Source organism: Mucilaginibacter sp. OK098 (genome assembly GCF_900142915.1).
GTDB lineage: Bacteria > Bacteroidota > Bacteroidia > Sphingobacteriales > Sphingobacteriaceae > Mucilaginibacter.
In genome coordinates this window covers 274,601-298,450 of sequence record NZ_FRCM01000002.1, presented here as the reverse complement: position 1 = coordinate 298,450, position 23,850 = coordinate 274,601, and the positions used below count along the sequence as shown (strand labels likewise).

The window sequence follows — 23,850 nt, the reverse complement described above, 5'->3', positions numbered from 1 at the left end:
TAATTTAAATGGGTAAGCTGATCAGGATTGTTTTAGGAATGTTAATTATAATGACCGTAAGCTATAAAAGCTTCGGGCAGCGGCGTGTGCTTGTGCCTGTACAGCGTTTTAGCCCTGTTCAGCGGCCTGGTGTGCGAAGTGCGAAACCAAATGGCGGCAAAAAGATCCAGGCTGTTAAAGAAGGTTTTCTTAATCAGCGGCTTGATTTAACCCAAAAAGAAGCAAAAGCATTTTGGCCCCTGTACCGTAAATATTCTGAAGAGCTAACCGCGGTTAACATACTTAAAAGAATAAATAATTCAAATGCCAGCGTTGATGGCGCCCAGCAAGTTGACCTGGATTTAAAATACGAAACTCAAAAATTAGATATAAAAAAACGTTACAGGGATGAGTTTTATAAAATACTCCCCCCTGAAAAGGTAAGCATACTTTATAAAAGCGAACACGAGTTTAATGACGAGGTGCTTAAACAGCTTACCGAACGCAGCGTTAGGGCGGGGGATTAAAATTAAGTCCGAAAGTCCGAAAGTCCGAAAGTAAAAAAGAGCTTCGAGTATTAAACGTACTTACTTTGGTAAGGATAATTACTGACATAAAACTACTGTTCCTTCTTCCGGACTTTACTGACTTTCCCGACTTCCGGACTTTTCCCTTATTTTTGCACCATGCCCACTCTCCGACAACTCTTCCTAGCCAATAACGCCCAAACGACCGATTTTCCGCTTTTGCTCGAGTTTGAACGTGCCGAAGGTATATACATGTACAATAAGGAGGGGAAGGCTTATATCGACCTTATATCGGGCATTGGAGTAAGTAACCTGGGTCACAGCAACCCATACGTAGTTAATGCTATAAAAGATCAGCTTGATAAATACATGCACCTGATGGTGTATGGAGAATATGTGCAAACCCCGCAGGTGCGCTTTGCCGAAAAGCTGGTTTCGTTATTGCCCGCTCATTTACAATCTGTTTATTTTACCAACTCGGGCGCAGAAGCTGTTGAGGGTACATTAAAGCTGGCCAAACGTTTTACCGGGAGGTATGAGGTTATTGCCTGCAATAACTCTTACCATGGCAGTACGCACGGTGCATTAAGCGTTATGGGTAACGAAGAATTTAAACAGGCTTACCGCCCTTTGCTTCCCGGAGTTAGTTTTATCAGGTTTAATAATCCTGATGATCTTGAATTAATAACCGATAAAACAGCTTGCGTTATTATTGAAACTGTGCAGGGTGAAGCAGGCATAAGAGTGCCTGATGCTGCATATTTGAAAGCTTTACGCCATCGCTGCAATGAAACCGGTACCTTGCTGATACTGGATGAGATCCAGGCTGCTTTTGGGCGAACAGGTAAACTGTTTGCCTTTGAACATTTTGGCATTGAGCCGGATATTTTGTTACTAGCTAAAGCATTAGGTGGGGGGATGCCGGTTGGCGCGTTCATCTCATCAAACCAAATAATGGGAGTGCTAAAGGAAAATCCAATCCTTGGGCATATTACCACGTTTGGCGGTCATCCGGTATGTTGTGCAGCTGGGCTTGCAGCACTTGAAGTTTTGCTGAACGAAAATTTAATTGCGGCTGTAGCTGAAAAAGAGGCATTGTTTAAAAGATTATTGGTACATCCGGCCATAAAAGAAGTCCGCGGTAAAGGACTGATGCTAGCCGCTGAATTTGAAAGTTTTGAACTTAATAAAAAGATAATTGACCGCTGTATTGAAAACGGTGTAATAACCGACTGGTTTTTACATTGCAGCAACTCTATGCGCATTGCGCCGCCGCTGATCATCACCCCTGATGAAATTGAAAAAGCCTGTAGTGTAATTATTGAAGCTATTGGGTTTTATTGTTGAATGATAACACAGTAACTTAAATGCCTGCTTGCCAAAAAAAACGTATATTGGCGTATAATCCTTCTTTTTAAAATTACCTGGTAGGCCTGGAGTTAAAATAGCCAGGTCTTAATTCTCCTTTCGTTTTCAATAAATACCCTTTAGTAATTAACGTCCCAACATTAATTACATTTCCTAAATTATAGTTCTAGTTAAATTGGTATAGTTTATGATAACTATACGGAACATGCATGTAAATAGCCATTTAACGGTCATAAACATGCATTATTGATAAACACTGAACGTTTTTTGGGTCACTGATTTAAACAATTAATTAAAATCAGGGTTGTTTTAAACACATCTATCTAACAAAATGAAACCATCATAAGCTGTATTTAAAATATGGCATTAGCTTATGATAGCTTCATTGCAATTAAAAAACAAACTACACTAATGAAAATAGCATATATATCAACCTATCCTCCCCGCGAATGCGGAATCGCAACATTTAACCAAAATTTAATGCGTGCTATAAACGCAAATTTCCCCGAAAAGAAATCACCGTTGAATGGCGGCTTTGTTGTGGCTTTAAATGATTCGGAAAATGTACAAGAATATGAATACCCGGAGGAGGTAAAATATGTTATCAGGCAGAATCATCAAAAAGATTATATCCGTGCTGCTAATTATATTAATACCAGCAACGCTGATGTTTGTATAATGGAGCATGAGTTTGGAATTTACGGCGGCGAAAGCGGCATCTACATCCTGCCACTGTTAAACAGGCTCGAAAAACCATTGATATCTATTTTACATACTATTTTAAAAGATCCCAGTTACGTACAGCGTATCATCATTCGGGAAATTGCCGAACAATCATCGAAAATAATTGTGATGAGCAAGCGGGCGGTTGAGTTTTTAACTACCATTTACGAGATCCCTGAAGATAAGATCCAGATAATTGAACACGGCGTTCCGGATGTTGAAGCATCGGTTGATAATCCTGTTAAAAGCCTAACTCCGTTTAAAAATCACAGGGTACTGCTCACTTTTGGTTTAATTAGCCGCAACAAAGGGCTGGAAACTGTAGTGAGGGCACTGCCCAAAATAGTTGAAAATCATCCGGATGTGATGTATGTGGTATTAGGAAATACGCATCCGGGGGTAATTAAAAGCTCGGGCGAGGAATACAGGGATCATTTAAAAACGCTTGCAGCACAATTAAATGTGTCAAAGCATCTCTGCTTTATAAACCAGTTTGTGACAGAAGAGGAGCTGGTTGATTATCTTTCGGCGACTGATATTTATGTTACCCCTTATTTGAATGAGGCGCAAATAACCAGCGGCACACTGTCATACGCAGTTGGCGCCGGCGCTGCGGTTGTATCAACACCTTACTGGCATGCAACAGAATTACTGGCTAATAACCGGGGCCGCTTGTTTGATTTTAAAAATGCCGATGCCCTGGCAGAAAACGTAATTGAGCTGTTGGACCAGGAGCGTTTGCTGAACGAATTAAAAGAAAACGCTTATGATTATGGCCTGCATTTACGCTGGCCGGTTATAGGGGCCGAATTTATAAATGTAGCCCGGGAATCATGCACCAATCATGATTTTAGCGACAAGATATTAAAGAATAGCATTGTTGATCCTGAAATAATGCCAAAGTTCAGCCTTATCCATGTGTTGCGCTTAACGGACGATACAGGGATAGTTCAGCATGCAAAATATGGGATTCCTAACTTAAAAGAAGGGTATTGCCTGGATGATAATGCACGCGCACTGATAATGGCTTTAATGGCTTACCAACGCAGTAAAAGCAAGGAGGCCTTTGAACTTTTACCTATCTATCTGAGCTACATTCACTATATGCAAACGGAGGATGGTAACTTCCGTAATTTTTTAAGCTTCGACCGCAGGTATTTGGATGAGGTTGGTTCAGAAGATTCTTTTGGGCGCACCATTTGGTCATTAGGGTATTTAATAGGATGCTCTTCAAGTAATTCATATCGTGAATTTGCCACCGAGATCTTTCATAAATCGTTCCCTCATTTTAAGGCACTAAAGCATTTGAGAGGGATGGCAAATACCATAATCGGGATCAGCCTTTATCTAAATGTTTATCCCGGTGATGAAGGTATGGTTAATGAGATGGTTAGTTTAACCACCCCATTAATTGATGCTTATGAAAAGCATCAATCGGAAGATTGGCAATGGTTTGAAGAAAAAATGACTTATGACAATGCGATCCTTCCGTTGGCCTTGCTGCACTCGTGCGAGATAACCGGGAATGAAAAAGTTAAGCAGGTGGCATTAAAAACAATGGCGTTTTTAGACAAACTTACCCTTTCAAACGGGTATTTAAGTCCGGTTGGTAATGATGGCTGGTATTATAAAGGAGGGAGTTTCCCTGCGTTTGACCAACAGGCTATTGAAACCATGGCTATGGTGCTGATGCATTTCCAGGCTTATACTATTTTCCGCAAGCCGCAGTATATTGAGAAGATGTTTTTAAGCTATAAATGGTTCCTTGGTGAAAATACGCTTAGAGCACCGCTTTATGACCACGAAACTAAAGGTTGCTGCGATGGCCTGCTGCCAACCGGAATAAATCGGAACCAGGGTGCAGAGAGTACACTTGCTTACCTGATATCGCACCTTACTGTTTTAAAAGCATTTGAGCTTGAATATGAGTATAATAAAGTTGATCAGTATACTTCATTGTCGTTTTAAATGAAGGTTGCCGTATTAGCGCCTGTTGCCTGGCGCACACCGCCCAGGCATTATGGCCCGTGGGAACAGGTAGCATCAAATATTGCCGAAGGGTTGGTAAAGCTGGGTGTTGAAGTATCATTATTTGCCACGGGCGATTCTATAACCAGCGGTAAGCTGTATTCTATTTGCAATACTGGATATGAAGAAGACCGTAACCAGGATGCAAAGGTATTAGAGTGCCTGCATATCAGTAATTTGATGGAGCGGGCAGGGGAGTTTGATATTATTCATAACAACTTTGATTTTTTGCCGCTTACCTATTCGGGTCTGATAAAAACACCGATTATTACCACCATACATGGCTTTTCATCGCCCAGGATAATTCCGGTTTATAAAAAGTATAACTCAACGGGGCATTATGTATCAATCAGTAACTCTGACCGGAGCGCTGAGCTTGATTACCTGGCAACAGTTTACAACGGGTTGAACACGGATCAGTTTGAATTTAATGATACGCCGGATGATTACCTGTTGTATTTCGGAAGGATCCACCACGATAAGGGAACTGCCGAAGCTATTGAGATCGCAAAAAAAAGTAAAAGGAAATTGCTGATAGCAGGCCTAATACAGGATGAAAGTTATTTTAATGAAAAAGTTAAACCACAATTAGGCCCTGATATAGAATATATTGGCAATGCCGAACCTGCAAAAAGGAATATATTATTGCAAAATGCATACGCCTTGTTGCACCCCATAAATTTTAATGAACCCTTCGGGATGAGCGTGGCCGAAGCTATGCTTTGCGGAACCCCGGTTATTGCCTTTAACAAAGGATCGATGCCGGAATTGATAAAGCATGAAAAGACCGGTTTTTTGGTTGATAATATTGATGAAGCAGTTGAAGCTATAAACCAGGTTAATAATATAAAACGCAGGGATTGCCGTGAGTGGTCCGAATCACAGTTCTCATGTGATAAAATGGTTGGGGATTATTTGAAGCTGTATGAGTATATATTGGATAAATAATCCACATATATTTAAGCACTTTTTACATCTGATCCGGTTGAGGTATTGTCCATGCGATTTTCAATATTCTCCTTGGGGGTATCTGTTACTTCAGGTTGATGATCGTAATTTATCAAAGGCCTCAATATGGTTTCAGAAGCTCCTGGATATTTGTTTTCTGTAATTTCTTCCTGGTGATAGGGTTGAATTTCACCTTCGCGGGCATAGCTATAGCCAAGGCGCTTATTTTCTTCCTCAATAAAAGTAAACAGATCGCCAAGGCAGGAGTGCACGGCTTGTAAAAATTTATAACTGGTTGATGTGAGGCATTTTCCGGTATCTTCAGGGCCTTTCCCCGGCTCACAAAAATTAAGTTTGGTAATTATACCGTTAATAAGTTCGACCTCAAATTTGCCTTCATTATGCCAGGTCAAATTATTTTTTATTTCTCTAAAATGATCCATCGCCGTAGTATTTATTTTTTCATATAATATTTATTATAGGCATATTATATGCCTGATAACATTCTATTATTATGTACAATGGCTATGCCAAAATCTTCTTTTTTTAAGAAAAGTGACGTATAATAGACGTATAATATCAAATGGACATCTGATATTATATAAAGTGTTAAAAAGCTATTAAATGTGTATATTATTGGGGAATTTTGTGCAGTAGTTTTAATAATTGATTTTACTTTTTAGTACATATGTACAAAGACTAATAAATCAATTTTTCTTCTCCGCTTTATCGGTTTCTTTTTTATCAGCAATAAGCTTATTAATAAGTTCAGTCATGTCAACTTCGGCAAAGGCAGTTGATGAATCTGATACGCCATAGGGGATTATTAATTTACCATTGTGCACCAATGCACCGCATGAATATAATACGTTTGGTACATAGCCTTCGCGTTCATCACTGTTAGGGATCAACAGGGGCTCTTTTAAACGACCTATTTCAACTTCAGGATCATCCAGCTTAAGCAGGCTGGCGCCAAGCACATACCTGCGCATAGGGCCCACGCCATGTGTTATTACTATCCAGCCATGTTTTGTTTCGATGGGTGAGCCGCAATTGCCTATCTGGATAAATTCCCAGCTAAATTTGGGCTGTTGCAGCATTATGGGTTTCTCCCAGATATTTATTTTATCGGAATACATGATGTAATTATTACAACCATCTATCCTGGAGATCATTGCAAATTTGCCATTTATCTTTCGCGGGAACAACGCCAGGTTTTTATTTTGCGCACCTGCTCCGTATAACGGCATTATTTTAAAGTTGTAGAAATCGTTGGTTTGCAGCAGCTTTGGCATTATCAGCGAGCCATCGTAAGCGGTATAAGTGGCGTAATAAACAGTGCTGTCATCATCATTTTTAAAATGTACAAACCGTGCATCCTCTATGCCTTTGCGCTCATATTCCGAGATCGGGAATATAACCCGGTCAGATATATCGGTATCTAATGAAAAAACAATTTCATAATACGAGTCGGCAAGCCATAATACCTTATCATATTCCAATTTTTTCATATCGCTTTCCTGCAGCTTTTGCGAATCGATAATTATCCGGCGCAGGTTTGCGTACTCAAAATGATGGTCGAGTTTTGATTCCAGCTCATTTAATACATTGATATCGATTTGAGTAACGGCTGCTTTGTCAAAGAATAGTTTTTTATTATAAACCGCATTCCTAACAATCTCGGCCTCGTCAATATAGCTCCCTGCAGGTAAAACGGTAATATTATTTGCCTGGTCAATTAAGGCGCGTCTAAAGGTTATGGATGATATATGCCCTTCACCAACGGCCCTGAAACTGATGATCACGCGCCTTTGACCCTCATGTAATTCGGTTTGGTCAGGGTCTTCAACTATTGACGGGTTAAAGAAAGCTGCCGATTCAATAGAATATTCATGGGTAAAATACGAGCCGATCAGTAGTTTCCTGTATACTGTTAAAGTATCATAATCAATTTCGAGTTCGGTAAAAAGGGGCTTCAACTTGCTGCAATGGCGGTTTAAAGCACGCGTAATATTCCTGTGCCGTTTTGAATACTCCTGCAATAAAGGCGAAACAATGCCGAATGCAATATCCTCGCTAATGCTCATAACCCGCTGAATTACCTCTTTAGCACGATCATTTCCATTAAAGAAGAATCTGGCAATAACACGTTTCGGATCGGGATTTATTCTTATTGGTTTACGCTCAATGGAAAGTCTCATATAAAAAATGGCATTTATTCATTAACAGCAATGCCCACAAATTGATTGCGGCAATTTTATTAAATTAGTTGACTAAGTTGATTAGGTTGGATTAAGTTAAATGGTTGATTAAGCAAGTGTTTTTAAAAAGTTTCGAAGCAAATGTATTTAACTTAATGAACTTAATCCAACCTAATCAACTTAAAACTAACTTTAGTATCTTGTCTGCCTATGAATGTATTAATAGTAGAGGATGAAAAAGGACTTGCACTTGAAATTGATGAGTTTTTGAGTCATGAGGGCTTTACTATTGAGCATGCACGCACCAAAACCACAGCGGGCGAAAAAATATTTGTTAATAGCTATGATTTTATACTGCTTGACCTGAACCTGCCCGACGGCGATGGCTTCGAGCTGCTGCAAATGCTAAAAAGCTTAAAGGAGCGTGACGACGCTGTTATTATTTTGACAGCACGAGGCGCAGTTGACGATAAGATCCATGGGCTGGAGCAAGGGGCGGATGATTACCTGGCAAAGCCGTTTTCATTAAATGAACTTTTAGCCCGGATGCACGCCATAACCCGGCGTAAACATAAGCTGGAAAGCAATGACATAACGGTAAAGGAATTTAAAATGAACATACAAAACCGTACGGTGCATTATAACGCCGAACGGATAAATCTGACTAAAAAAGAGTTTGAGATCTTCAACTACCTGGTGCTGAACAAAAACAGGGTAATATCGCGCACAAATTTAACTGAACATGTTTGGGGAGATGTGCTGGAGATTAATTCAGATTCGAACTTTGTTGATGTGCATGTAAAAAACCTCCGCAAAAAACTTTCGCAATTTGAACCGATAGATTGGTTTGAAACCGTAAGGAGTATTGGGTATAGGGTTAATATTTAAGGAGTGGTTGATTGAGTTGATTAAGAGAGTTGTTGATTGGGTTAATAATGAATTGAAAAATAACCTAATCAACTTAATCAACCCAATCTAACTTAATCAACTTAACACAAATGAAACTACAAATAAAACTGGCTTTATATAATACTTTAACCAAGTTGGCTATTATTGTATTTACCGGTTTACTTATTTTGTTTTCGCTGGAGAAGATCACTTACGCTCATTTATCATCAAGGCTTAAAAATAAGAAGGATGTATTTATAAGAAACCTTTCATCAAAAGAAATTAGCCAGGTATTAAGTCAGCAGCAAAGTTTTACCAATTATAATATTTTAAAGGAAGAATACATATATCTTAAATCAATACCCTACCAACCCGACAGGCATCCCACAGAAAGCTTTAGTACTCAAAAACGAACCATTGAGAAAAGTACGGATAGCTACCTTATCCTTACCTACCGTTTTAATTTCGAAAATCATAGTTACCTGCTGGAAATAGGGGATACCCTTGATACGGTGATACAATTAAAGCAAACCATTAAGCAATTTACACTGCTAATGCTGGTAGTTGCCTTATTGCTTACGTTGGTAATCGATTTGATTTTTACTAAATACCTGCTGGCTCCGTTCTACAGAATTATTGACAGGAAACTGATCAAAGTAAATGACCCAATGAACTTTGATTATGAAAAGATAGAAACCAGCACACAGGATTTTAAGCTGCTTGATGACAGCATAAGCACTTTAATGAAAAAAATAGCTGATCTGTTTATCCTTGAAAAACAATTTATTGCTAATGTATCGCATGAACTGCTTACGCCTATATCAATCATTAGCTCGAGACTGGAAAATATATTATCGCACGAAGACTTAAAAGAGGATAGCGAGAACAAAATATTCGCTTCTCTTAAAACTTTAAACAGGCTAAAAAGCATTATCAATAGCTTGCTTTTAATATCGAAGGTTGAAAATAAGCAGTTTAATAAAAACGACAAGATCCGCATTGCTGATATTGTGGTTGAGGTTTATGGTGAGCTTGAGGATAGGCTGGAGGACCGCAAAATTACGTTCAGCAATAATATAAAGCATGCCTACTCAATAAGAGGTAATCATAGTTTAATGCACACCGTATTGTTTAACATTATAAACAATTCAATAAAATATAACCGCGAGCAGGGCAGTATAACAATTACAGACTACTTAAACTCTGAAGGATATGTACTTGAAATTGCCGATACAGGAACAGGAATGAGCGGCCAGCAAATTGAAAAAGCATTTAACCGTTTTGAAAAACTGGATACAGACGAAAGGGAAAGCTATGGATTAGGCCTTGCTATAGTAAAGAGCATAACCACGTTTCATGATATAAAAATCCAGATAAAATCGGTAAGAGAAAAAGGGACGGCAATAAAGCTTATCTTTAATTAAAACAACTTCACTAAATCTTCATAATTGCTCTGTTATTTTGAGGTGTGAAGTTTTAGTTCCTTGTTACCCCTATAAAGCTGTTTTTGAAAAAAGAACAGCTTTTTTTATATCATCTTATTCCGTTTAATAAGATATGATTTTAGCACATTGTTATACCCGTCTTCAATATAGGCATCAACAATATCGATATGGTATTGTGCACATTTTAACTCGAGCTGATGGCGGTATTGTGATAATGACGAAATATAAGACTCACGGATCTTATTTGGATGTACCCGCACCTGTTCGCCGCTTTCAATATCAATAAATTGATGCGGACGGTTATCAAAATTGAAATCAATTTCCTTGTGTTTATCGCTAACATTAAAAATAACCACTTCGTGCTTGTTGTATTTTAAATGCTGAATAGCAGCAAACAGCGATTGCATTTTTTCAGGGTTCAGGCTATTTTCAAACATATCGCTAAACAGGATGATCATTGAGCGCTGATGGATTTGCCCGGCAACCTGGTGCAGCACCTGTGTAATGTTTGTGGCAGTATTTATTTTAGGATTGTTGTACGCTTTTTCGAGCTCAGCGTACAAGTAAAATAAGTGCGATGTGGTTGATTTTACCTGGGTTATTATATCGGCCTTGTCACTAAACAGGCACAAGCCAAATGCGTCCCGTTGTTTTTTAAACAGGTGCATAAGCGAAGCTATTGCATAAATGGAGAATTGCAGCTTGTTTATCCCTTTGTCGGGGAAGTTCATAGATGATGACGTATCAAGCAGGAGATAACAGCGCAGGTTGGTTTCTTCTTCAAACTGTTTTACAAACAGCTTGTCGGTACGTGCAAGAAGTTTCCAGTCGATGTTTTTTACCGATTCGCCATTGTTATAGAGACGGTGTTCGGCAAACTCAACCGAAAAACCATGAAAAGGGCTTTGATGTAAACCGGTAATAAAACCTTCAACAACCTGTCGGGCCAGCAGCTCGAGGTTTGCCAATTGTCTTATATGTTGGTCATCACTTAACATTATTGTACGATTACACCGATTGATAGAATGATTTCACCGATTATAAAAAGATTGATTTATAAAACAATTGCACCGATCAGCTTATACTAACCGGTGCAATCATTTTAAAATCAATATAATAAAAATTAAACTAATTGCTTAGCTAATTTTTCTGTTAAAACAGATTTTGGAACAGCGCCTATTTGTTTATCAACGATCTCGCCGTTTTTAAAGAATAATAGAGCTGGTATATTGCGGATCCCGAATTTTACAGAGATCCCGGGATTATGGTCAACATTAACTTTTCCTACAACCGCCTTGCCTTCATATTCTTTTGCAATTTCTTCAACTACTGGGCCTACCATACGACAAGGTCCGCACCATTCTGCCCAAAAATCAATTAATACTGGTTTGTCAGATTTAAGGACGAGTTCGTCAAAGTTTGCATCAGTTATTTCTAAAGCCATGATTTCTAAAATTTAATTTTTTGTGTTACAAATATATACTATTCAAATAGCTTGCCGCAAATGTATACCTGACAATATGACAATTAAATTATCGCCGGCCTGCCTAAATGTATTGTTTGATTTTCGGTTGACAATAGTATGATTTTTTGGTTGCAATTGCATGATGATTGGACTGATTTTTTGTCTGATGGTTTGAACCATGATTAAAGGATTAAAAGATTTCCCGATTTGAAAAACGTTGAATTTCTCACATCTCATATCTCACATCTCATATCTAAAACATACTTTTGAACTATGAGCATTGTTGTTGAATCACTAACAAAAGTTTATGGGGCGCAAAAAGCGCTGGATGGAATCAGCTTTAGCGCTAAACCCGGCGTGTTAGGCTTTTTGGGGCCTAATGGTGCTGGTAAATCAACTACCATGAAAATACTTACCGGATTTATTCCGCAAACGGCAGGTAAGGCATCAGTATGTGGTTTTGATGTTGAAACACAGGCAATAGATGTAAAACGCAATATAGGTTACCTGCCCGAGAGTAATCCGCTTTACCTGGATATGTATGTAAGGGAATCGATGGAATTTATTGCAGGCATTCACAAAATGAAATCGCCCCAAAAACGGATCGCTGATATTATTGAGCAAACCGGGCTTGGCCCTGAACAGCATAAAAAGGTTGGGCAGCTATCAAAAGGCTACCGGCAGCGTGTGGGCCTTGCACAGGCCATTCTGCATGATCCGGAGGTGTTGATATTGGACGAGCCAACATCTGGCCTTGACCCTAACCAATTGATAGGTATCCGGCAGCTGATAGTGGATCTTGGTAAAACAAAAACTGTTATTCTTTCAACACATATTATGCAGGAGGTTGAAGCCGTTTGCAGCCAGGTTATCATCATTAACAGAGGTAAAATAGTAGCAGATGATACCCTTGAAGGCTTAAGAAGTAAAAATAAAGGCAAAACGCTTGAGAATATATTTATCGGGTTGACGAATGTGTAGTGAGGTAAAGTTGTAAATGTTGTAGTGGTTTGAGTGGTTGTAAAGGTTGTATGGCTTTACTTAAATAATTATATGAGAGTATGCGGTCACAATTTGTGACCGCATACTCTTAAAGTGCATCAATGTAATCACAATTTGTGATTACATACCTCATGATCACAATTTGTGATGATGAAAAAGAATGAAAATTTAATTACCCCCGATTAATGAAACGATTTTTATTTTTAATATTTCTGTTCTCTTCTTTACAAATCATGGCCCAGGATGAGCCGCTAAAAAAAGCTTTCAGCATTGGTGCTGAATTGGGAATTCCTAATGTGAGCGTTTATAATATTGGACTTACTGTATCGGGTAAAGGCGAGTTTCCTGTTTCTGATAAGTTAGCTATAACCGCTACTGCAGCTTACTCAACCTTTTTTTATAAAGGTAATTTGTTTACCAACTCAAAAACGCTTACTGCCGCAAGGTTTATACCATTAAAAGCCGGGGTGAAATATTATGTGAATCAGGGGATCTATTTTGAGGGAGAGTTGGGAACAGCTATAGAAACCAATTATTTAAAGCAGGATCTTTTTGCGTTTTCAATAGGGCCTGGTTTTTTAATTCCGATAAATGAAAAACACAGTGTTGATTTTGGCTTGCGGTACGAAAAATGGTCGCAACACCAGGTACAACAAACAGCCATAAGGTTTGCCTACAGGTTTGGCTGGTAAAATTAGGCTACTTCAAGGCGGGTTTCGGTAAATGAGCCTGTTGGAACTGTAAACGAAAACTTGGTGCCCTGGCCCTGTTTGCTGGTAACCCAGATTTTTCCGCTGCATTTTTCAACCAGGTCCTTACAAAACAGCATCCCCATTCCTGTTCCCGATTCGTTGTTAGTGCCGGTATTGCTGTTAACCTTGCTCTTAAATAGTTTGCCAAGCTGATCATCGCTCATACCCATGCCGGTATCTTTTACAGAGATGATGTAATTATGATCGTCCTGTAACATAGCGGTAATTTCGATGGTATCGTTTTGCTTTGAAAATTTTATAGCATTGGTAATTAAATTACGGATAACTATACGGATGGAGTTAGGATCGGCGGAGGCGATAACATTCTGCGGAACGCTATCAATAAGGTTAATGCCTTTTAGTTTGGCCTGCTCGCAGTAGTTTTCCGTTTCATACGCAACAATGTCTTTAATATAAAAGCTCTTTGCCGAGTTCTCAAAATTATCCATCTGGCTATTTATCCAAAACAGGAGTGTATCCAAAAAGTCGGAGGTGTATTCAAGCTTTTTTAACACACTGGGTATCATATCAAGCAATTGCTCGTGCGTTATGGTTTCATCCTGTAATAAACTAAACAGGCCTCTGAGGGTGCTTAAAGGTGCCCTAAGGTCATGCGCCAGTACAGATATTAATCTGTCCTTTAAAATGTTCAGGTTATTTAACTTTTGGGCCTGGTCGTCAAGATCGGCTTTTTGCTGCAACACTTCCCGGTTCTTATCCTCAAGCATTGCGTTTATCTTCTGTTGTTTGCGTTTTTGCCTGTAGTATACAATTGAAATAGCAAGCATAGCGACAATTATGGTTAAGAAAACTGTATTTATTAACCGCTGCTGTTTTATCCTTTGATTGTATGATTCATCTTTTTCTTTATGCTGTTGTGCAAGCTGCCGCTCTTTTGATGCAAAGCTAAGTTCAAGGTTATATGAAGTTAGCTTTTGAATGCTTTCGTTATTATTCAGGCTGTCTTTTAATTCATTATACCGTTTTAGCATTTCATAAGCGTCATCAAACTTGCCTAAGCCGGCCAAAGTTTTGTTCAATTGCAAAGCAGCACTTGAACGTACGGCTAAATTGCGTAATGTCGCTGCCAATTTCTGGCCCTGGGTAGCATATTTATAAGCATTTTTAAAATCTTTTTGCAGGTTATACATGGTAGCAAAGCCAATTAAAGCGTATGCCTTGTTATAAACAATTTTGTATTTACTTGCAATTTGTAAAGAGGTGTCGAGATATCTTTTTGCCAGGATGAACTGATTTTTATGTGCGTAACACAAACCGAGATCGGTGTATACAGAGCTCATGCCATCCTTATCATCCTGTTTTTTGGCAATTTTAATTGCTTTTGACAGGTGAATAATAGCACGGTCATATTCCTTGTGCGCAATAAGTACCTCACCTATATTTTCATTAACTGTTCCAACGCCATTAAGGTCGTTTGTGCCTTTAAACAGATTAAGTGCCTTTTTATAATATTCAAGCGCCTTGGGGTAAACTTCCATGCCTTGTAAAACAACGCCAATGTCATTATAGATAGCGGCAGAAGCCTTATTGTCGTTATTTTTAATTGTTATGTATAATGCTTTGTAATAATAATCAAGAGCGGTAGAGTTTTGGCCTTCGCTAAAATAAACAATGCCTATATTTTTATAAGTATCGGCAATTTCGGTATCGTTTTTTAGTTGTTTGTTTATGTCGAACGCTAAGTTTAAATAAAATAAGGCTGTTTGATATTTAGCCAGCAAATTATCCATGCGGCCGTAAAGTTTATAACAATTGCTAAGCCCTTTTAAATCATTTATGTTTTTATAAATTTCAATGGCTTCATCAAAATCCTGCTGGCCCTGCTGAAACTTTCCCTTAAAGAAATTTGCATGGCCTGTTTGCACCAGTCCGTTTGCTATGCCGGCTTTATAGTTAATTCTGCGGGATTGTTCAATGCTTTTGTGCCCATAAAAAAGGGTACTATCCGGGTAAGCGTCAAAATAGTTTGCAGCAAGGATATTTAGCCTGTTTATGTTTACGGTATCGGGTAGCGCCTGTTTGTTTGTTGACGAGGCAATTAATGTTTTTAAACTATCCACCCTGCCTCTGTCAATGGCGGCAAACCCTGAAAGTGTAATGGATAATAAAGATAAGGTTAAGTAAATCCTCAATGCCTATGTGTTTTAGTTACAGTAGTGTTTTATTACGAATGGCTGTTATACAACCATTTATACGAAAGAGGAGTGTTGTTTTGTTCTGTTTTTATTTCAAATAAGTTAAATTATTTTTCAAGAGAAAGAATCTGGAATTTTTGCCAATAAAAAAGCCCGTCTCCAGGTAAGGAAACAGGCTTTTTACTAAATATATCTGATACCTATTTTAAGGTATTAACAAATTTTGTAAGCTTTGACTTGTTGTTTGAAGCTTTATTTTTATGAATAACATTCTTTTTAGCCAAACGATCAAGCATTGATATCACTTTAACTAAAAGCGGACTTGCATCAGCTTTAGTAGTTGTGCCTCTTAATTTTTTTATGGCGTTCCTGGTGGTTTTAGCCTGATACCTGTTGCGTAAGCGCTTCGCAGCGTTTGAACGGATCCTTTTTAATGATGATTTATGATTTGCCATTGTATAGCTTTGTTATTCTTTTTCTTTTATTTTAAGGACTGCAAATATAGGATGATTATTTATAAAATCAAATACCTTTTTTTATTTTTTGGATTTAGGTTGTAAGGGTTGTAAATGTTGTAGTTGTTAGGAAGATGTTTTATGGTTGAACTCAACGGAAAACGGCCATCTAACTTTCTGATTCAAGATTCTGTTAATTCAAAAATTCTGCAAATTCTGATTCAGACAAAACAATACAACCACACAACAACAATACTTTTATATTTGAACATGAAACAATTCTACAGGCTGGCTATTGGATTAATTCTTCTCCTTACATTCACATCCTGGGGTTTTTTCGCACATTACCGCATAGGCAGGCTTGCAGTATTTACCCTGCCTAAGGCTATGTCTGGCTTTTATAAAAGTAATATTGAATATTTAACTGAGCATGCTATTAGTGCTGATAAACGACGATATGTAGATTCTACTGAGGCTCCCCATCATTTTTTAAATGCTGATCATTATGGTAAAGATCCGTTTAAACGGATCCCGCATAACTGGTATGATGCGGCGGCAAAATATACGGTCGATACGCTTGATAAATATGGCACTGTTCCATGGACTATTCAATATAACTATTACAGGCTGGTAAAAGCTTTTAAAGCACATGATACTACTGCAATATTAAATACATCGGCCAATTTGGGGCATTACATTGCTGATGCGCATGTGCCCCTGCATTTAACCCAAAACTATAACGGGCAGCTAACCAATCAAACCGGGATTCATGCCTTATGGGAAAGCCGGATCCCAGAGCTGTTTAGCAACCAGTATAACTATTATGTGGGTAAGGCCCGGTATATTGAAAACCCGTTAACCGAGGCTTTTAAAATATGCCGCAGCTCATTTAAAAGTGTTGATACAGTGTTACGCTTTGAACGGATCCTTAATAAAACCTTTCCACCTGATAAGAAGTATGCAATGGTTGCGCATGGAAAAAAAGAGATCAAGGACTATTCTGCTGCATACGCTGGTGCTTATCATAAAATGTTAAAAGGAATGGTTGAGCGCCGGATGCGGTCGGCGATACTGGAGGTTGGCAGTTACTGGTATTCAGCTTGGGTTGACGCCGGTCAGCCTGATTTGAATAACCTCATCAAACAGCCCATGGATAACGCTGAAAAGAGCAAGATTCAAAAAGAAGAGGTTTTGTACAGAAGCGGAAAAGTATTAGTTTTAGCTAAATAAAGCATAATGAGGAAAAAAATAGCAGCGCTAAGTAAAAGAAAGGCATCGGTTTTTCAATGGCGCAGCCATGAGCCTTCAAGGCTTGAAACTTTTAGTGATGCTGTTTTTGCTTTCGCTATAACGCTCATAATGGTATCACTTGAGGTGCCGCGCACGTTTGACGAGCTTTTTGAAGTGTTTAAGGGCTTTTTTAGCTTTGCATGCTGCTTTGGCATCCTTTTCATAATATGGAACAGCCAGAATATTTACTTTAGAAGATATGGCTTAAATAATGCATACGTTACCTTTTTAAACGCCATGTTGCTTTTTGTTGTGCTGATGTATGTGTATCCGCTCAAGTTTTTATTTATGGCCTTATTTTCAAATGGCATTTATAATGATCATGGGCGCCTGGTAAACATGATAACTCAACAGCAGCAATCCACTTTAATGTATGTATACCATTCAGGCTATGCAGTCATTTATATTTTATTTTTGCTGATGTACCTGCACGCCAAGAAAAACGCCAAAGAAATAAAATTATCAGCGGTGGAGCTTTTTGAAACCGATACCTTTATCATGGCGAATGTATTTAATGCTGCCCTCGGCATTGCCGGGATTGTGGTTGTGTTGCTTTCGCCTGTAGAATATAAAGGCTCGTCGGGCTTTATTTATATGCTAATACCGTTCCTTTACAGCATATTGTTTGCTATCCGGGGGAAAAGGGCACGTAAGCGATTTGGGGAAATTATTGAGGAACCTTCTTAGTTCTGCTGCTTTTTATGGCTGCATAAATTGGCGGGATAATTGAAATTAAAATAATTGCAACGCCTATCATTGCGAAGTGTGCCTTAAAAAACGGAATAGTTCCAAGCTCATATCCTGCAAAAAGAAAAACAATGATCCATGCCGCACCACCTATAATGTTATATAGACTGTAGCGTAAAAATGGCATTTTGCCAACACCAGCCACAAAGGGAGCAATGGTACGGATAATGGGCATAAAACGACTAAATATTACTGCCTTACCGCCATGCTTATCAAAAAAAGCTTTGGTTTGCAGATAATATTCGAGTTTTAATATCTTATTTTTTTCTTTAAATACCCTGGGGCCTAAGTAATTGCCCAGCAAGTAATTAATGGTATTGCCGGTAAAGGCGGCAACTATCAATATAAGGCCTAATAAAAAAACATTTAAACCTGTGGCACCACCGGCAATTAGCGCACCAGCGGCAAATAGTAATGAGTCGCCGGGTAAAAAAGGGGTAACCACAAAGCCTGTTTCGGCAAAAATTATGGCAAATAATATCAGGTAGGTTAAAGCATGGTACTGGCTTATTATATCAGCCAGGTGCTTATCAATATGTAATATAAAATCAATCAGGCCTTTAACTATTTCCAATGCTTTGTAATTTGGGGCGAATTTAGGAAAATTTAGTTAATTTAGTTGGATTGAGTTGATTAAGTTAATTTAAAAAGTAACAACTTAATCTAACCTAATCAACCACTTACTTAATCAACTTTTTATCTGTTCGTTATAAGTGCGGCGTTAAATGCTGCAGAATCGGTACGGTTGGTATAACCATAAGAATATAAGGTGTATAACCTGCCATCCTGGATCTGTACATTTTTAAGTGTTTGTAATATGGCCCCTGAACCAGAAGTGTTTAGCTGAAAATCATAATACCCGTTAGGTAACTCCATATAGTCTGAAAATTTAGGGTACACAATGTTGCCAAAAGCCTTTGTTCCGTTTGCGTAAACATCAATACCACTTACCCCTGTTGGCGACGCGTTAACAAAGCGTATTTTACCGCGCCCCAATGCCGGCAAGCTGGCAGTATCAACTGTGAAAATTGAGGTAAGTGAATTGTTTGCAACATTACCGGTAATAAACAGGCTGTAAGCTGCCCCCGATTTTAAAATATCATGCCTTGAAATTAATACAGGTCCACCTGATGTTACTGCAGTCCTGATAAGGTATGGTGTATCAAGCGCGGTTACAAAAAAATATCCCGGGTTAACAGAAAAGGTAAACGGGCTGTTGTTTACTACAAGGAACTTTATATACAGATTAACAGGAAAAACATCCGGGCTTAAATTTAGTACCTCGTATTTAATGTTTAGCCCTTTAGGGTTAGAGATTGATGCTTTGCCGCACGAAGACAGGAGTGATGAAAACCACAGCCCGGCAGCGCATAAAAGCAGCAAGCCTGATATTTTCCATTTGTTTTTAACAATCATATGTAAATAACCTGTTGTATTAAAAATTAAGCGCAAGTCCCAAATTGAACCTTGCATTTCCTTTACCAGTTAACAATCCTTTTGAAAATAGGGTATACATGTGTCCTGCTGCCAGTGTCATGCTTGTATCAACGCTAACAACGTCCGAGCCCACTCTTTTAATCTTCATTACCATAAGGCCGGTATCAATTAATGTAAATGCAGCTGTTTGTGTAAAAGCAATTGCAGCAAAGCTAACATTATTGCCAACAGTAACATTTAAGTCACCGGCATCAGGCGAGGCATTTACAAACCTGATTTTTGCCTTAGGCTTTGAGGAGATGCCTGTTGTATCTAAAATATCAACCGTGTTAAATGAACGGGTTGTAGTTGCTTCTGTAATATAAAGAGAATTGTTTACGCTATCTTTTAACGTTAATGGCACACTAAACAAAACATCAACGCTCCCGTTTTTTTTAAACTGGTAGTTTTGTGCCCCGGCAGGTACTGGTAAATAAAAAGACTGCCCGCCGCTGGTTAGTGTGAAATTATTTTGCCGGGTTCCGTTGATATAAAAATTTAATGCATCGCTGGAAGCGTTGATAATATTCAAACCTGTAGATACCGTTTTAGGGAAAACGTTATCGTTGTTTTTGCAGGATACTAATCCGGCTAAAGCAGCAATAAAAAGTAAAATGGTAAACCTGGTATTCATAGTGTAAATGCTATTATAACTGCTTATAATAAGTTTTGTTATAAGGGCGAATAAAAAAGTCCGGTTTTTACACCGGACTCCAATTTGGATTTATAATTTAAAATATTCAAGAATAAAATAAATTCACGTTAAAATAATGCTTAAAAGCATTATGCATAGCTGTTAAGCATTACCGGCATAACCAGCATTAGTACATCCTCGTTCTCATCGCCGCCCTGTGGTAGTAAAATACCAGCACGGTTAGGGGTCGACATTTCGAGGGTAACTTCTTCACAGCTTAAGTTTTTAAGCATTTCAATTAAAAAACGGGCGTTAAAACCAATTTCCATATCCTCGCCCTCATACTGACAGCTTAAACGCTCATGAGCCTCATTTGCAAAATCAATATCTTCTGATGAGATATTAAGCTCGCTGCCGTTTATTTTAAGCCTTACCTGGTGGGTGGTTTTATTTGCATAAATGGCAACACGGCTCAATGAACCTAAAAACGACTGGCGGTCGATGCTTAATTTATTAGGATTGTTTAAAGGAATAACCGCTTCGTAATCAGGATAGCGCTCATCAATTAAACGGCAAACCAGGTTAATATTACCAAACTTAAAGAAGGCGCTGGTGCTGTTATATTCAACCGCAACATTTACATCATCAGATGGTAATGACGATTTTAAAAGCGTTAATGCTTTTTTAGGTAATATAAAAGAGGTAGTGCTTGCTGCTTTTGCATCCTTGCGGCGGTAACGTACCAGCTTGTGTGCATCTGTAGCTACAAAAGTTAAGTGCTGGGTTGATAGCTGGCAGTAAACACCCGTCATAGCGGGGCGCAACTCATCATTACTTACCGCAAAAATTGTTTTGTTTATTGCTTCGGCTAAAACAGATGCAGGCAGGTTTACTGATGATGCGTTTTCAACAACCGGAATTTTAGGGAAGTCTTCGCCATTTTCGCCGTTTAGTTTATATTTCCCGTCGCCGGCGTTTATTTCAATAGCAAAAGTATTATCATCAACTGAGAAATTTACAGGTTGCTCCGGCAGTGACTTTAAGGTTTCCAGCAAAATGCGCGATGGTATAGCAATCCGTCCGTTCTCTTTAGCTTCAACCGTTAATGAAGTGGTCATGCTGGTTTGCAGATCGGTAGCCGAAATAGTTAAGTTTCCATCTTTTATCTCGAACAAAAAGTTTTCAAGTATGGGCAATACAGTGCTATTGCTCAAGGCCCCGCTTACCGCCTGTAGTTGCTTGAGTAATGTTGATGTAGAAACAATAAATCTCATATGATTGGAATTAATCTATCAAAAGTAAAAAATTTAATGTGCATACTTTCTTTTGCGCACATAATGTTGAAAAATAGCAAATATTACCAACAAACCCAAGGGCAAAGCATTATTAATAACTTGCCAGTATAGCTTTTCGCTCCTTATACGGGCGCGGCTAAGCAGGCGGATCTGGATTTCTTTAGTACGCAAGGCTATCAACCCTGAGTCATCGGTCATATAATCAGCAATATTCAGCAAAAGATTTTTATTGCCAAAATTTCGTTGCATATAATGATCGTATCCCAACGGGTAAGGCGAGCCATCAGCACCCAGCTGGCTTTTAAATACATCGCCATCGCTTATTACTATCATTTTTGTAGGCACGCTTTTAGGCAGTATCGGTACATTTTCATTCAAACCTTCGGGTAGCGGCCGGTTTTGAAAATCAGATTTAAATTCGCCTTCAAGCAATACAGCTACGTTTTTTGGGGTGCTCTGAAAATCTTTAGGGGTGGGTTCCTGCTCAAGGGCCTGCAGGGATAATATGTGTGGAGCGTTTAATTGTTTATTATAGGGGGATGAAGTAAGCAGGATAGTTTTTTTAACGTTTTTTATGGCTATGGTATCAATGGTGCTTGCAAACTCGCTCCTGATTGCATCAAGGTTTCTTACTATCGGGTTTTGTGAATCGGTAATAAACAACGGGTAGTACAGCCACGGCAGCAACTGGATCTGGGCCTGGCCACCTACATTGCCTGTGGTAACCGGGATCTGCGCACAGCTCATATCGGCAATCAGGTCATAATTTATACGCACGCCGTAAGTAAACAGTTGATCGTCAAGGTCAAGCTGTTTTGGGAACGACATCTGTTCGCCGCCATGCCCTTTAAGGCTATCAAGATCGGCGCTTACCTGGTCAATAGCCCACAGCACCCTTCCGCCGCGCATTACATACTGGTCTATCTTAAATTTTTCAACCTCGCTAAATTTTGTGTCAGGCTTTGGGATCACCAGCAACCTCATTTTTAGTAAAATACTGAGCGGAATGGTTTGAAGATTAATCCTGCCAACATTATACCCGTCAGATAATGATTTCATGGCATCATTCAACTGCACATCTGAAAGCTCATTATGGCCTTCGGTAAAGCCGATTATAGGTTTGCCGCCGCTGGTAACTTTTTTTATGGCCGATGAAAAAGCATATTCAAGGTTTTGGATGGAGTTGTTTGCCACTTCCTCATCAGAAAGCATTATGCGGGTCTGCAATAAATTAACAGCAATTTCCCTGCCCCCGAATTGTACAAGGGCTTCGGGAAATATTAGTAATTGTGCTACCCCGTTATCTGTTTTAGTAGCACGGTTTTCGCCAACTATACCTTTGGCTTCCAATGAGTCATAAGCTTTTTTCTGTTCATCGTCTGCCAGGCCCTTTATTGATGCTATCGGATCAATAAACTCAAATTGCACACGGTCATTACTATACGCCCGCAGATCAATAAGCATATCGCGCGTTGCCCGTTGTAGTCTTTTCAAATCTGAAGGGAAATTATTGCCTTGTAAATAAACTTTAACCTTAACCGGACCTTTTAATTTCTTCATAATATCCCGGGTTACCGGCGATATGGTGAAGCGTTTTTCTTTTGTAAAATCAAAACGGGTAAATGTTAGGTTTGATAAGATGCCTAAAGCTATCAGTGAAACCAATGAGGCGATCAGGATCTTGTCTTTCAGTGGTTTTTGCCTTTGCCTGTTTAATACAAAAAGGGTTAATGATATAAACAAACCAGTTAGGATAATGAAATATGCCAAATCGCGGGTATCCAAAACGCCCCGGCTTACAGATTGGTAATGCTCGGTTATGCCTAAATCCTGCAGGCTGAGGCTTTGCAAGGATAGCAGCTGGCTAAGGGAATCAAATCCACTATAAAAAAAGAAACAAAGAAATACGGCTATGGTAAAAGCAATGATCTGGTTTTTACTTACTGACGATGCGAATAAACCAATGGCAGCAAAGCTTGCCCCTAATAAAAACAAACCGATATATGAACCAATTACTCCGCCGATATCAATATTGCCTTGCGGGGTGCCCAGTTGGTAAACCGAGTAGTAGTAAACCAGGGTAGGTATTAAGGCAAACAATACCAGCAACAGGCAGGCAAAGTATTTGCCTAAAACAATTTGCCAGTCGGCCAATGGGCGGGTAAGGAGCAGCTCAAAAGTTCCTTCCTTACGTTCTTCGGCCAGCGACCGCATGGTTATTGCGGGGATAAGGAACATAAACAGGTAAGGGGCGGTGCCAAAAAGGCTATCAAGCGTGGCGTAGCCATAGTCTAAAATACTCGACTCAGGGAATACCCATAAAAACAAACCTAATACTAATAAAAACACACCAATAGTAACATAAGCTACCAGGGAACTGAGGTAAGAAGTTATTTCTTTTTTGAGGATGCTAAGCACTTTTATGTTCAGTGATGAATGCCGAAATTACACAATAATGTGTTAAAGCAAAA

The 23,850-nt window shown here is 38.9% G+C and carries 21 protein-coding genes; 10 read left to right on the top strand and 11 right to left on the bottom strand.

Annotated elements, in window-relative coordinates:
* Positions 1-8: 8 nt before the first annotated feature.
* The 4 genes from BUE31_RS08365 to BUE31_RS08350 all read left to right on the top strand — a co-directional run bounded on the left by BUE31_RS08365 (position 9) and on the right by BUE31_RS08350 (position 5,573).
* Positions 9-506 carry a hypothetical protein gene (locus tag BUE31_RS08365; RefSeq protein WP_073402346.1) on the top strand — a complete coding sequence of 166 codons (498 nt, stop codon included), beginning with the start codon at positions 9-11 and terminating at the stop codon, positions 504-506.
* Positions 507-665: 159 nt separating this feature from the next.
* On the top strand, positions 666-1,853 hold the full coding sequence (locus tag BUE31_RS08360) for an aspartate aminotransferase family protein (protein ID WP_073402343.1): 1,188 nt from the start codon (positions 666-668) through the stop codon (positions 1,851-1,853).
* A gap of 432 nt (positions 1,854-2,285) precedes the next feature.
* Complete coding sequence (locus tag BUE31_RS08355) at positions 2,286-4,565, top strand: glycosyltransferase family 4 protein (RefSeq protein ID WP_073403077.1); 2,280 nt, start codon at positions 2,286-2,288, stop codon at positions 4,563-4,565.
* A complete protein-coding gene (locus BUE31_RS08350; protein WP_073402340.1) occupies positions 4,566-5,573 on the top strand; it encodes a glycosyltransferase family 4 protein in 1,008 nt (335 codons plus the stop codon).
* Between the two features lie 11 nt (positions 5,574-5,584).
* On the opposite strand, the gene BUE31_RS08345 is transcribed toward BUE31_RS08350, so the two are convergent.
* Together BUE31_RS08345 and BUE31_RS08340 are read right to left on the bottom strand one after the other, a co-directional pair.
* Complete coding sequence (locus tag BUE31_RS08345) at positions 5,585-6,016, bottom strand: hypothetical protein (RefSeq protein ID WP_073402338.1); 432 nt, start codon at positions 6,014-6,016, stop codon at positions 5,585-5,587.
* Positions 6,017-6,280: 264 nt separating this feature from the next.
* Positions 6,281-7,774 carry a glycoside hydrolase family 130 protein gene (locus BUE31_RS08340; RefSeq protein ID WP_073402336.1) on the bottom strand — a complete coding sequence of 498 codons (1,494 nt, stop codon included), beginning with the start codon at positions 7,772-7,774 and terminating at the stop codon, positions 6,281-6,283.
* A gap of 210 nt (positions 7,775-7,984) precedes the next feature.
* Here BUE31_RS08340 and BUE31_RS08335 point away from each other — a divergent pair, with 210 nt between their 5' ends.
* Complete coding sequence (locus BUE31_RS08335; RefSeq protein ID WP_073402333.1) at positions 7,985-8,662, top strand: response regulator transcription factor; 678 nt, start codon at positions 7,985-7,987, stop codon at positions 8,660-8,662.
* Between the two features lie 110 nt (positions 8,663-8,772).
* Entirely contained in the window at positions 8,773-10,086 is a 1,314-nt protein-coding gene (locus BUE31_RS08330; RefSeq protein ID WP_073402330.1) for a sensor histidine kinase, read from the top strand.
* Positions 10,087-10,190: 104 nt separating this feature from the next.
* Here the strand turns inward: BUE31_RS08330 and BUE31_RS08325 are convergent, their stop codons facing one another.
* Both BUE31_RS08325 and trxA read right to left on the bottom strand, forming a co-directional pair.
* Positions 10,191-11,075 (bottom strand): DUF58 domain-containing protein, encoded by an 885-nt coding sequence (locus BUE31_RS08325; RefSeq protein WP_317042438.1) that lies wholly within the window; start codon positions 11,073-11,075, stop codon positions 10,191-10,193.
* Between the two features lie 155 nt (positions 11,076-11,230).
* Entirely contained in the window at positions 11,231-11,551 is a 321-nt protein-coding gene (trxA, locus tag BUE31_RS08320; protein ID WP_073402323.1) for a thioredoxin, read from the bottom strand.
* 294 nt (positions 11,552-11,845) lie between these two features.
* Between trxA and BUE31_RS08310 the strand changes: the two genes are divergently transcribed.
* Both BUE31_RS08310 and BUE31_RS08305 read left to right on the top strand, forming a co-directional pair.
* Positions 11,846-12,553 carry an ATP-binding cassette domain-containing protein gene (locus tag BUE31_RS08310; RefSeq protein WP_073402318.1) on the top strand — a complete coding sequence of 236 codons (708 nt, stop codon included), beginning with the start codon at positions 11,846-11,848 and terminating at the stop codon, positions 12,551-12,553.
* Positions 12,554-12,759: 206 nt separating this feature from the next.
* Positions 12,760-13,266: an outer membrane beta-barrel protein gene (locus tag BUE31_RS08305; protein ID WP_143167058.1), complete on the top strand. Its 507-nt coding sequence runs from the start codon at positions 12,760-12,762 to the stop codon at positions 13,264-13,266.
* Positions 13,267-13,268: 2 nt separating this feature from the next.
* On the opposite strand, the gene BUE31_RS08300 is transcribed toward BUE31_RS08305, so the two are convergent.
* Both BUE31_RS08300 and rpsT read right to left on the bottom strand, forming a co-directional pair.
* Complete coding sequence (locus BUE31_RS08300) at positions 13,269-15,479, bottom strand: tetratricopeptide repeat-containing sensor histidine kinase (protein ID WP_073402312.1); 2,211 nt, start codon at positions 15,477-15,479, stop codon at positions 13,269-13,271.
* A 203-nt stretch (positions 15,480-15,682) separates the two neighbouring features.
* Positions 15,683-15,937: a 30S ribosomal protein S20 gene (gene rpsT / locus BUE31_RS08295; RefSeq protein WP_073402309.1), complete on the bottom strand. Its 255-nt coding sequence runs from the start codon at positions 15,935-15,937 to the stop codon at positions 15,683-15,685.
* A 270-nt stretch (positions 15,938-16,207) separates the two neighbouring features.
* On the opposite strand from rpsT, the gene BUE31_RS08290 reads away from it, so the two are divergent.
* Both BUE31_RS08290 and BUE31_RS08285 read left to right on the top strand, forming a co-directional pair.
* Positions 16,208-17,167 (top strand): zinc dependent phospholipase C family protein, encoded by a 960-nt coding sequence (locus BUE31_RS08290; protein WP_073402305.1) that lies wholly within the window; start codon positions 16,208-16,210, stop codon positions 17,165-17,167.
* Positions 17,168-17,173: 6 nt separating this feature from the next.
* Positions 17,174-17,914, top strand: a complete 741-nt coding sequence (locus tag BUE31_RS08285; RefSeq protein WP_073402301.1) for a TMEM175 family protein — start codon at positions 17,174-17,176, stop codon at positions 17,912-17,914.
* Here the strand turns inward: BUE31_RS08285 and BUE31_RS08280 are convergent.
* The 5 genes from BUE31_RS08280 to gldG form a co-directional block, all read right to left on the bottom strand.
* Complete coding sequence (locus tag BUE31_RS08280) at positions 17,895-18,548, bottom strand: VTT domain-containing protein (protein WP_073402298.1); 654 nt, start codon at positions 18,546-18,548, stop codon at positions 17,895-17,897. The two genes, BUE31_RS08285 and BUE31_RS08280, sit on opposite strands and share 20 nt — an antisense overlap.
* A gap of 122 nt (positions 18,549-18,670) precedes the next feature.
* The gene (locus tag BUE31_RS08275) at positions 18,671-19,390 is read right to left on the bottom strand and encodes a DUF4397 domain-containing protein (protein ID WP_159440646.1); all 720 of its coding nucleotides are present in this window, start codon (positions 19,388-19,390) and stop codon (positions 18,671-18,673) included.
* A 19-nt stretch (positions 19,391-19,409) separates the two neighbouring features.
* The gene (locus BUE31_RS08270; RefSeq protein WP_073402294.1) at positions 19,410-20,084 is read right to left on the bottom strand and encodes a DUF4397 domain-containing protein; all 675 of its coding nucleotides are present in this window, start codon (positions 20,082-20,084) and stop codon (positions 19,410-19,412) included.
* A 149-nt stretch (positions 20,085-20,233) separates the two neighbouring features.
* On the bottom strand, positions 20,234-21,358 hold the full coding sequence (gene dnaN, locus BUE31_RS08265) for a DNA polymerase III subunit beta (protein ID WP_073402291.1): 1,125 nt from the start codon (positions 21,356-21,358) through the stop codon (positions 20,234-20,236).
* 33 nt (positions 21,359-21,391) lie between these two features.
* Complete coding sequence (gldG, locus tag BUE31_RS08260) at positions 21,392-23,797, bottom strand: gliding motility-associated ABC transporter substrate-binding protein GldG (protein ID WP_073402288.1); 2,406 nt, start codon at positions 23,795-23,797, stop codon at positions 21,392-21,394.
* Positions 23,798-23,850: the final 53 nt, after the last annotated feature.

Bases quoted from the DNA above. Each gene is read 5' to 3' on its own strand.
- BUE31_RS08365 (WP_073402346.1), top strand. From the start codon at position 9: ATGGGTAAGCTGATCAGGATTGTTTTAGGAATGTTAATTATAATGACC.
- BUE31_RS08360 (WP_073402343.1), top strand. From the start codon at position 666: ATGCCCACTCTCCGACAACTCTTCCTAGCCAATAACGCCCAAACGACC.
- BUE31_RS08355 (WP_073403077.1), top strand. From the start codon at position 2,286: ATGAAAATAGCATATATATCAACCTATCCTCCCCGCGAATGCGGAATC.
- BUE31_RS08350 (WP_073402340.1), top strand. From the start codon at position 4,566: ATGAAGGTTGCCGTATTAGCGCCTGTTGCCTGGCGCACACCGCCCAGG.
- BUE31_RS08345 (WP_073402338.1), bottom strand. From the start codon at position 6,016: ATGGATCATTTTAGAGAAATAAAAAATAATTTGACCTGGCATAATGAA.
- BUE31_RS08340 (WP_073402336.1), bottom strand. From the start codon at position 7,774: ATGAGACTTTCCATTGAGCGTAAACCAATAAGAATAAATCCCGATCCG.
- BUE31_RS08335 (WP_073402333.1), top strand. From the start codon at position 7,985: ATGAATGTATTAATAGTAGAGGATGAAAAAGGACTTGCACTTGAAATT.
- BUE31_RS08330 (WP_073402330.1), top strand. From the start codon at position 8,773: ATGAAACTACAAATAAAACTGGCTTTATATAATACTTTAACCAAGTTG.
- trxA (WP_073402323.1), bottom strand. From the start codon at position 11,551: ATGGCTTTAGAAATAACTGATGCAAACTTTGACGAACTCGTCCTTAAA.
- BUE31_RS08310 (WP_073402318.1), top strand. From the start codon at position 11,846: ATGAGCATTGTTGTTGAATCACTAACAAAAGTTTATGGGGCGCAAAAA.
- BUE31_RS08305 (WP_143167058.1), top strand. From the start codon at position 12,760: ATGAAACGATTTTTATTTTTAATATTTCTGTTCTCTTCTTTACAAATC.
- rpsT (WP_073402309.1), bottom strand. From the start codon at position 15,937: ATGGCAAATCATAAATCATCATTAAAAAGGATCCGTTCAAACGCTGCG.
- BUE31_RS08290 (WP_073402305.1), top strand. From the start codon at position 16,208: ATGAAACAATTCTACAGGCTGGCTATTGGATTAATTCTTCTCCTTACA.
- BUE31_RS08285 (WP_073402301.1), top strand. From the start codon at position 17,174: ATGAGGAAAAAAATAGCAGCGCTAAGTAAAAGAAAGGCATCGGTTTTT.
- BUE31_RS08275 (WP_159440646.1), bottom strand. From the start codon at position 19,390: ATGATTGTTAAAAACAAATGGAAAATATCAGGCTTGCTGCTTTTATGC.
- BUE31_RS08270 (WP_073402294.1), bottom strand. From the start codon at position 20,084: ATGAATACCAGGTTTACCATTTTACTTTTTATTGCTGCTTTAGCCGGA.
- dnaN (WP_073402291.1), bottom strand. From the start codon at position 21,358: ATGAGATTTATTGTTTCTACATCAACATTACTCAAGCAACTACAGGCG.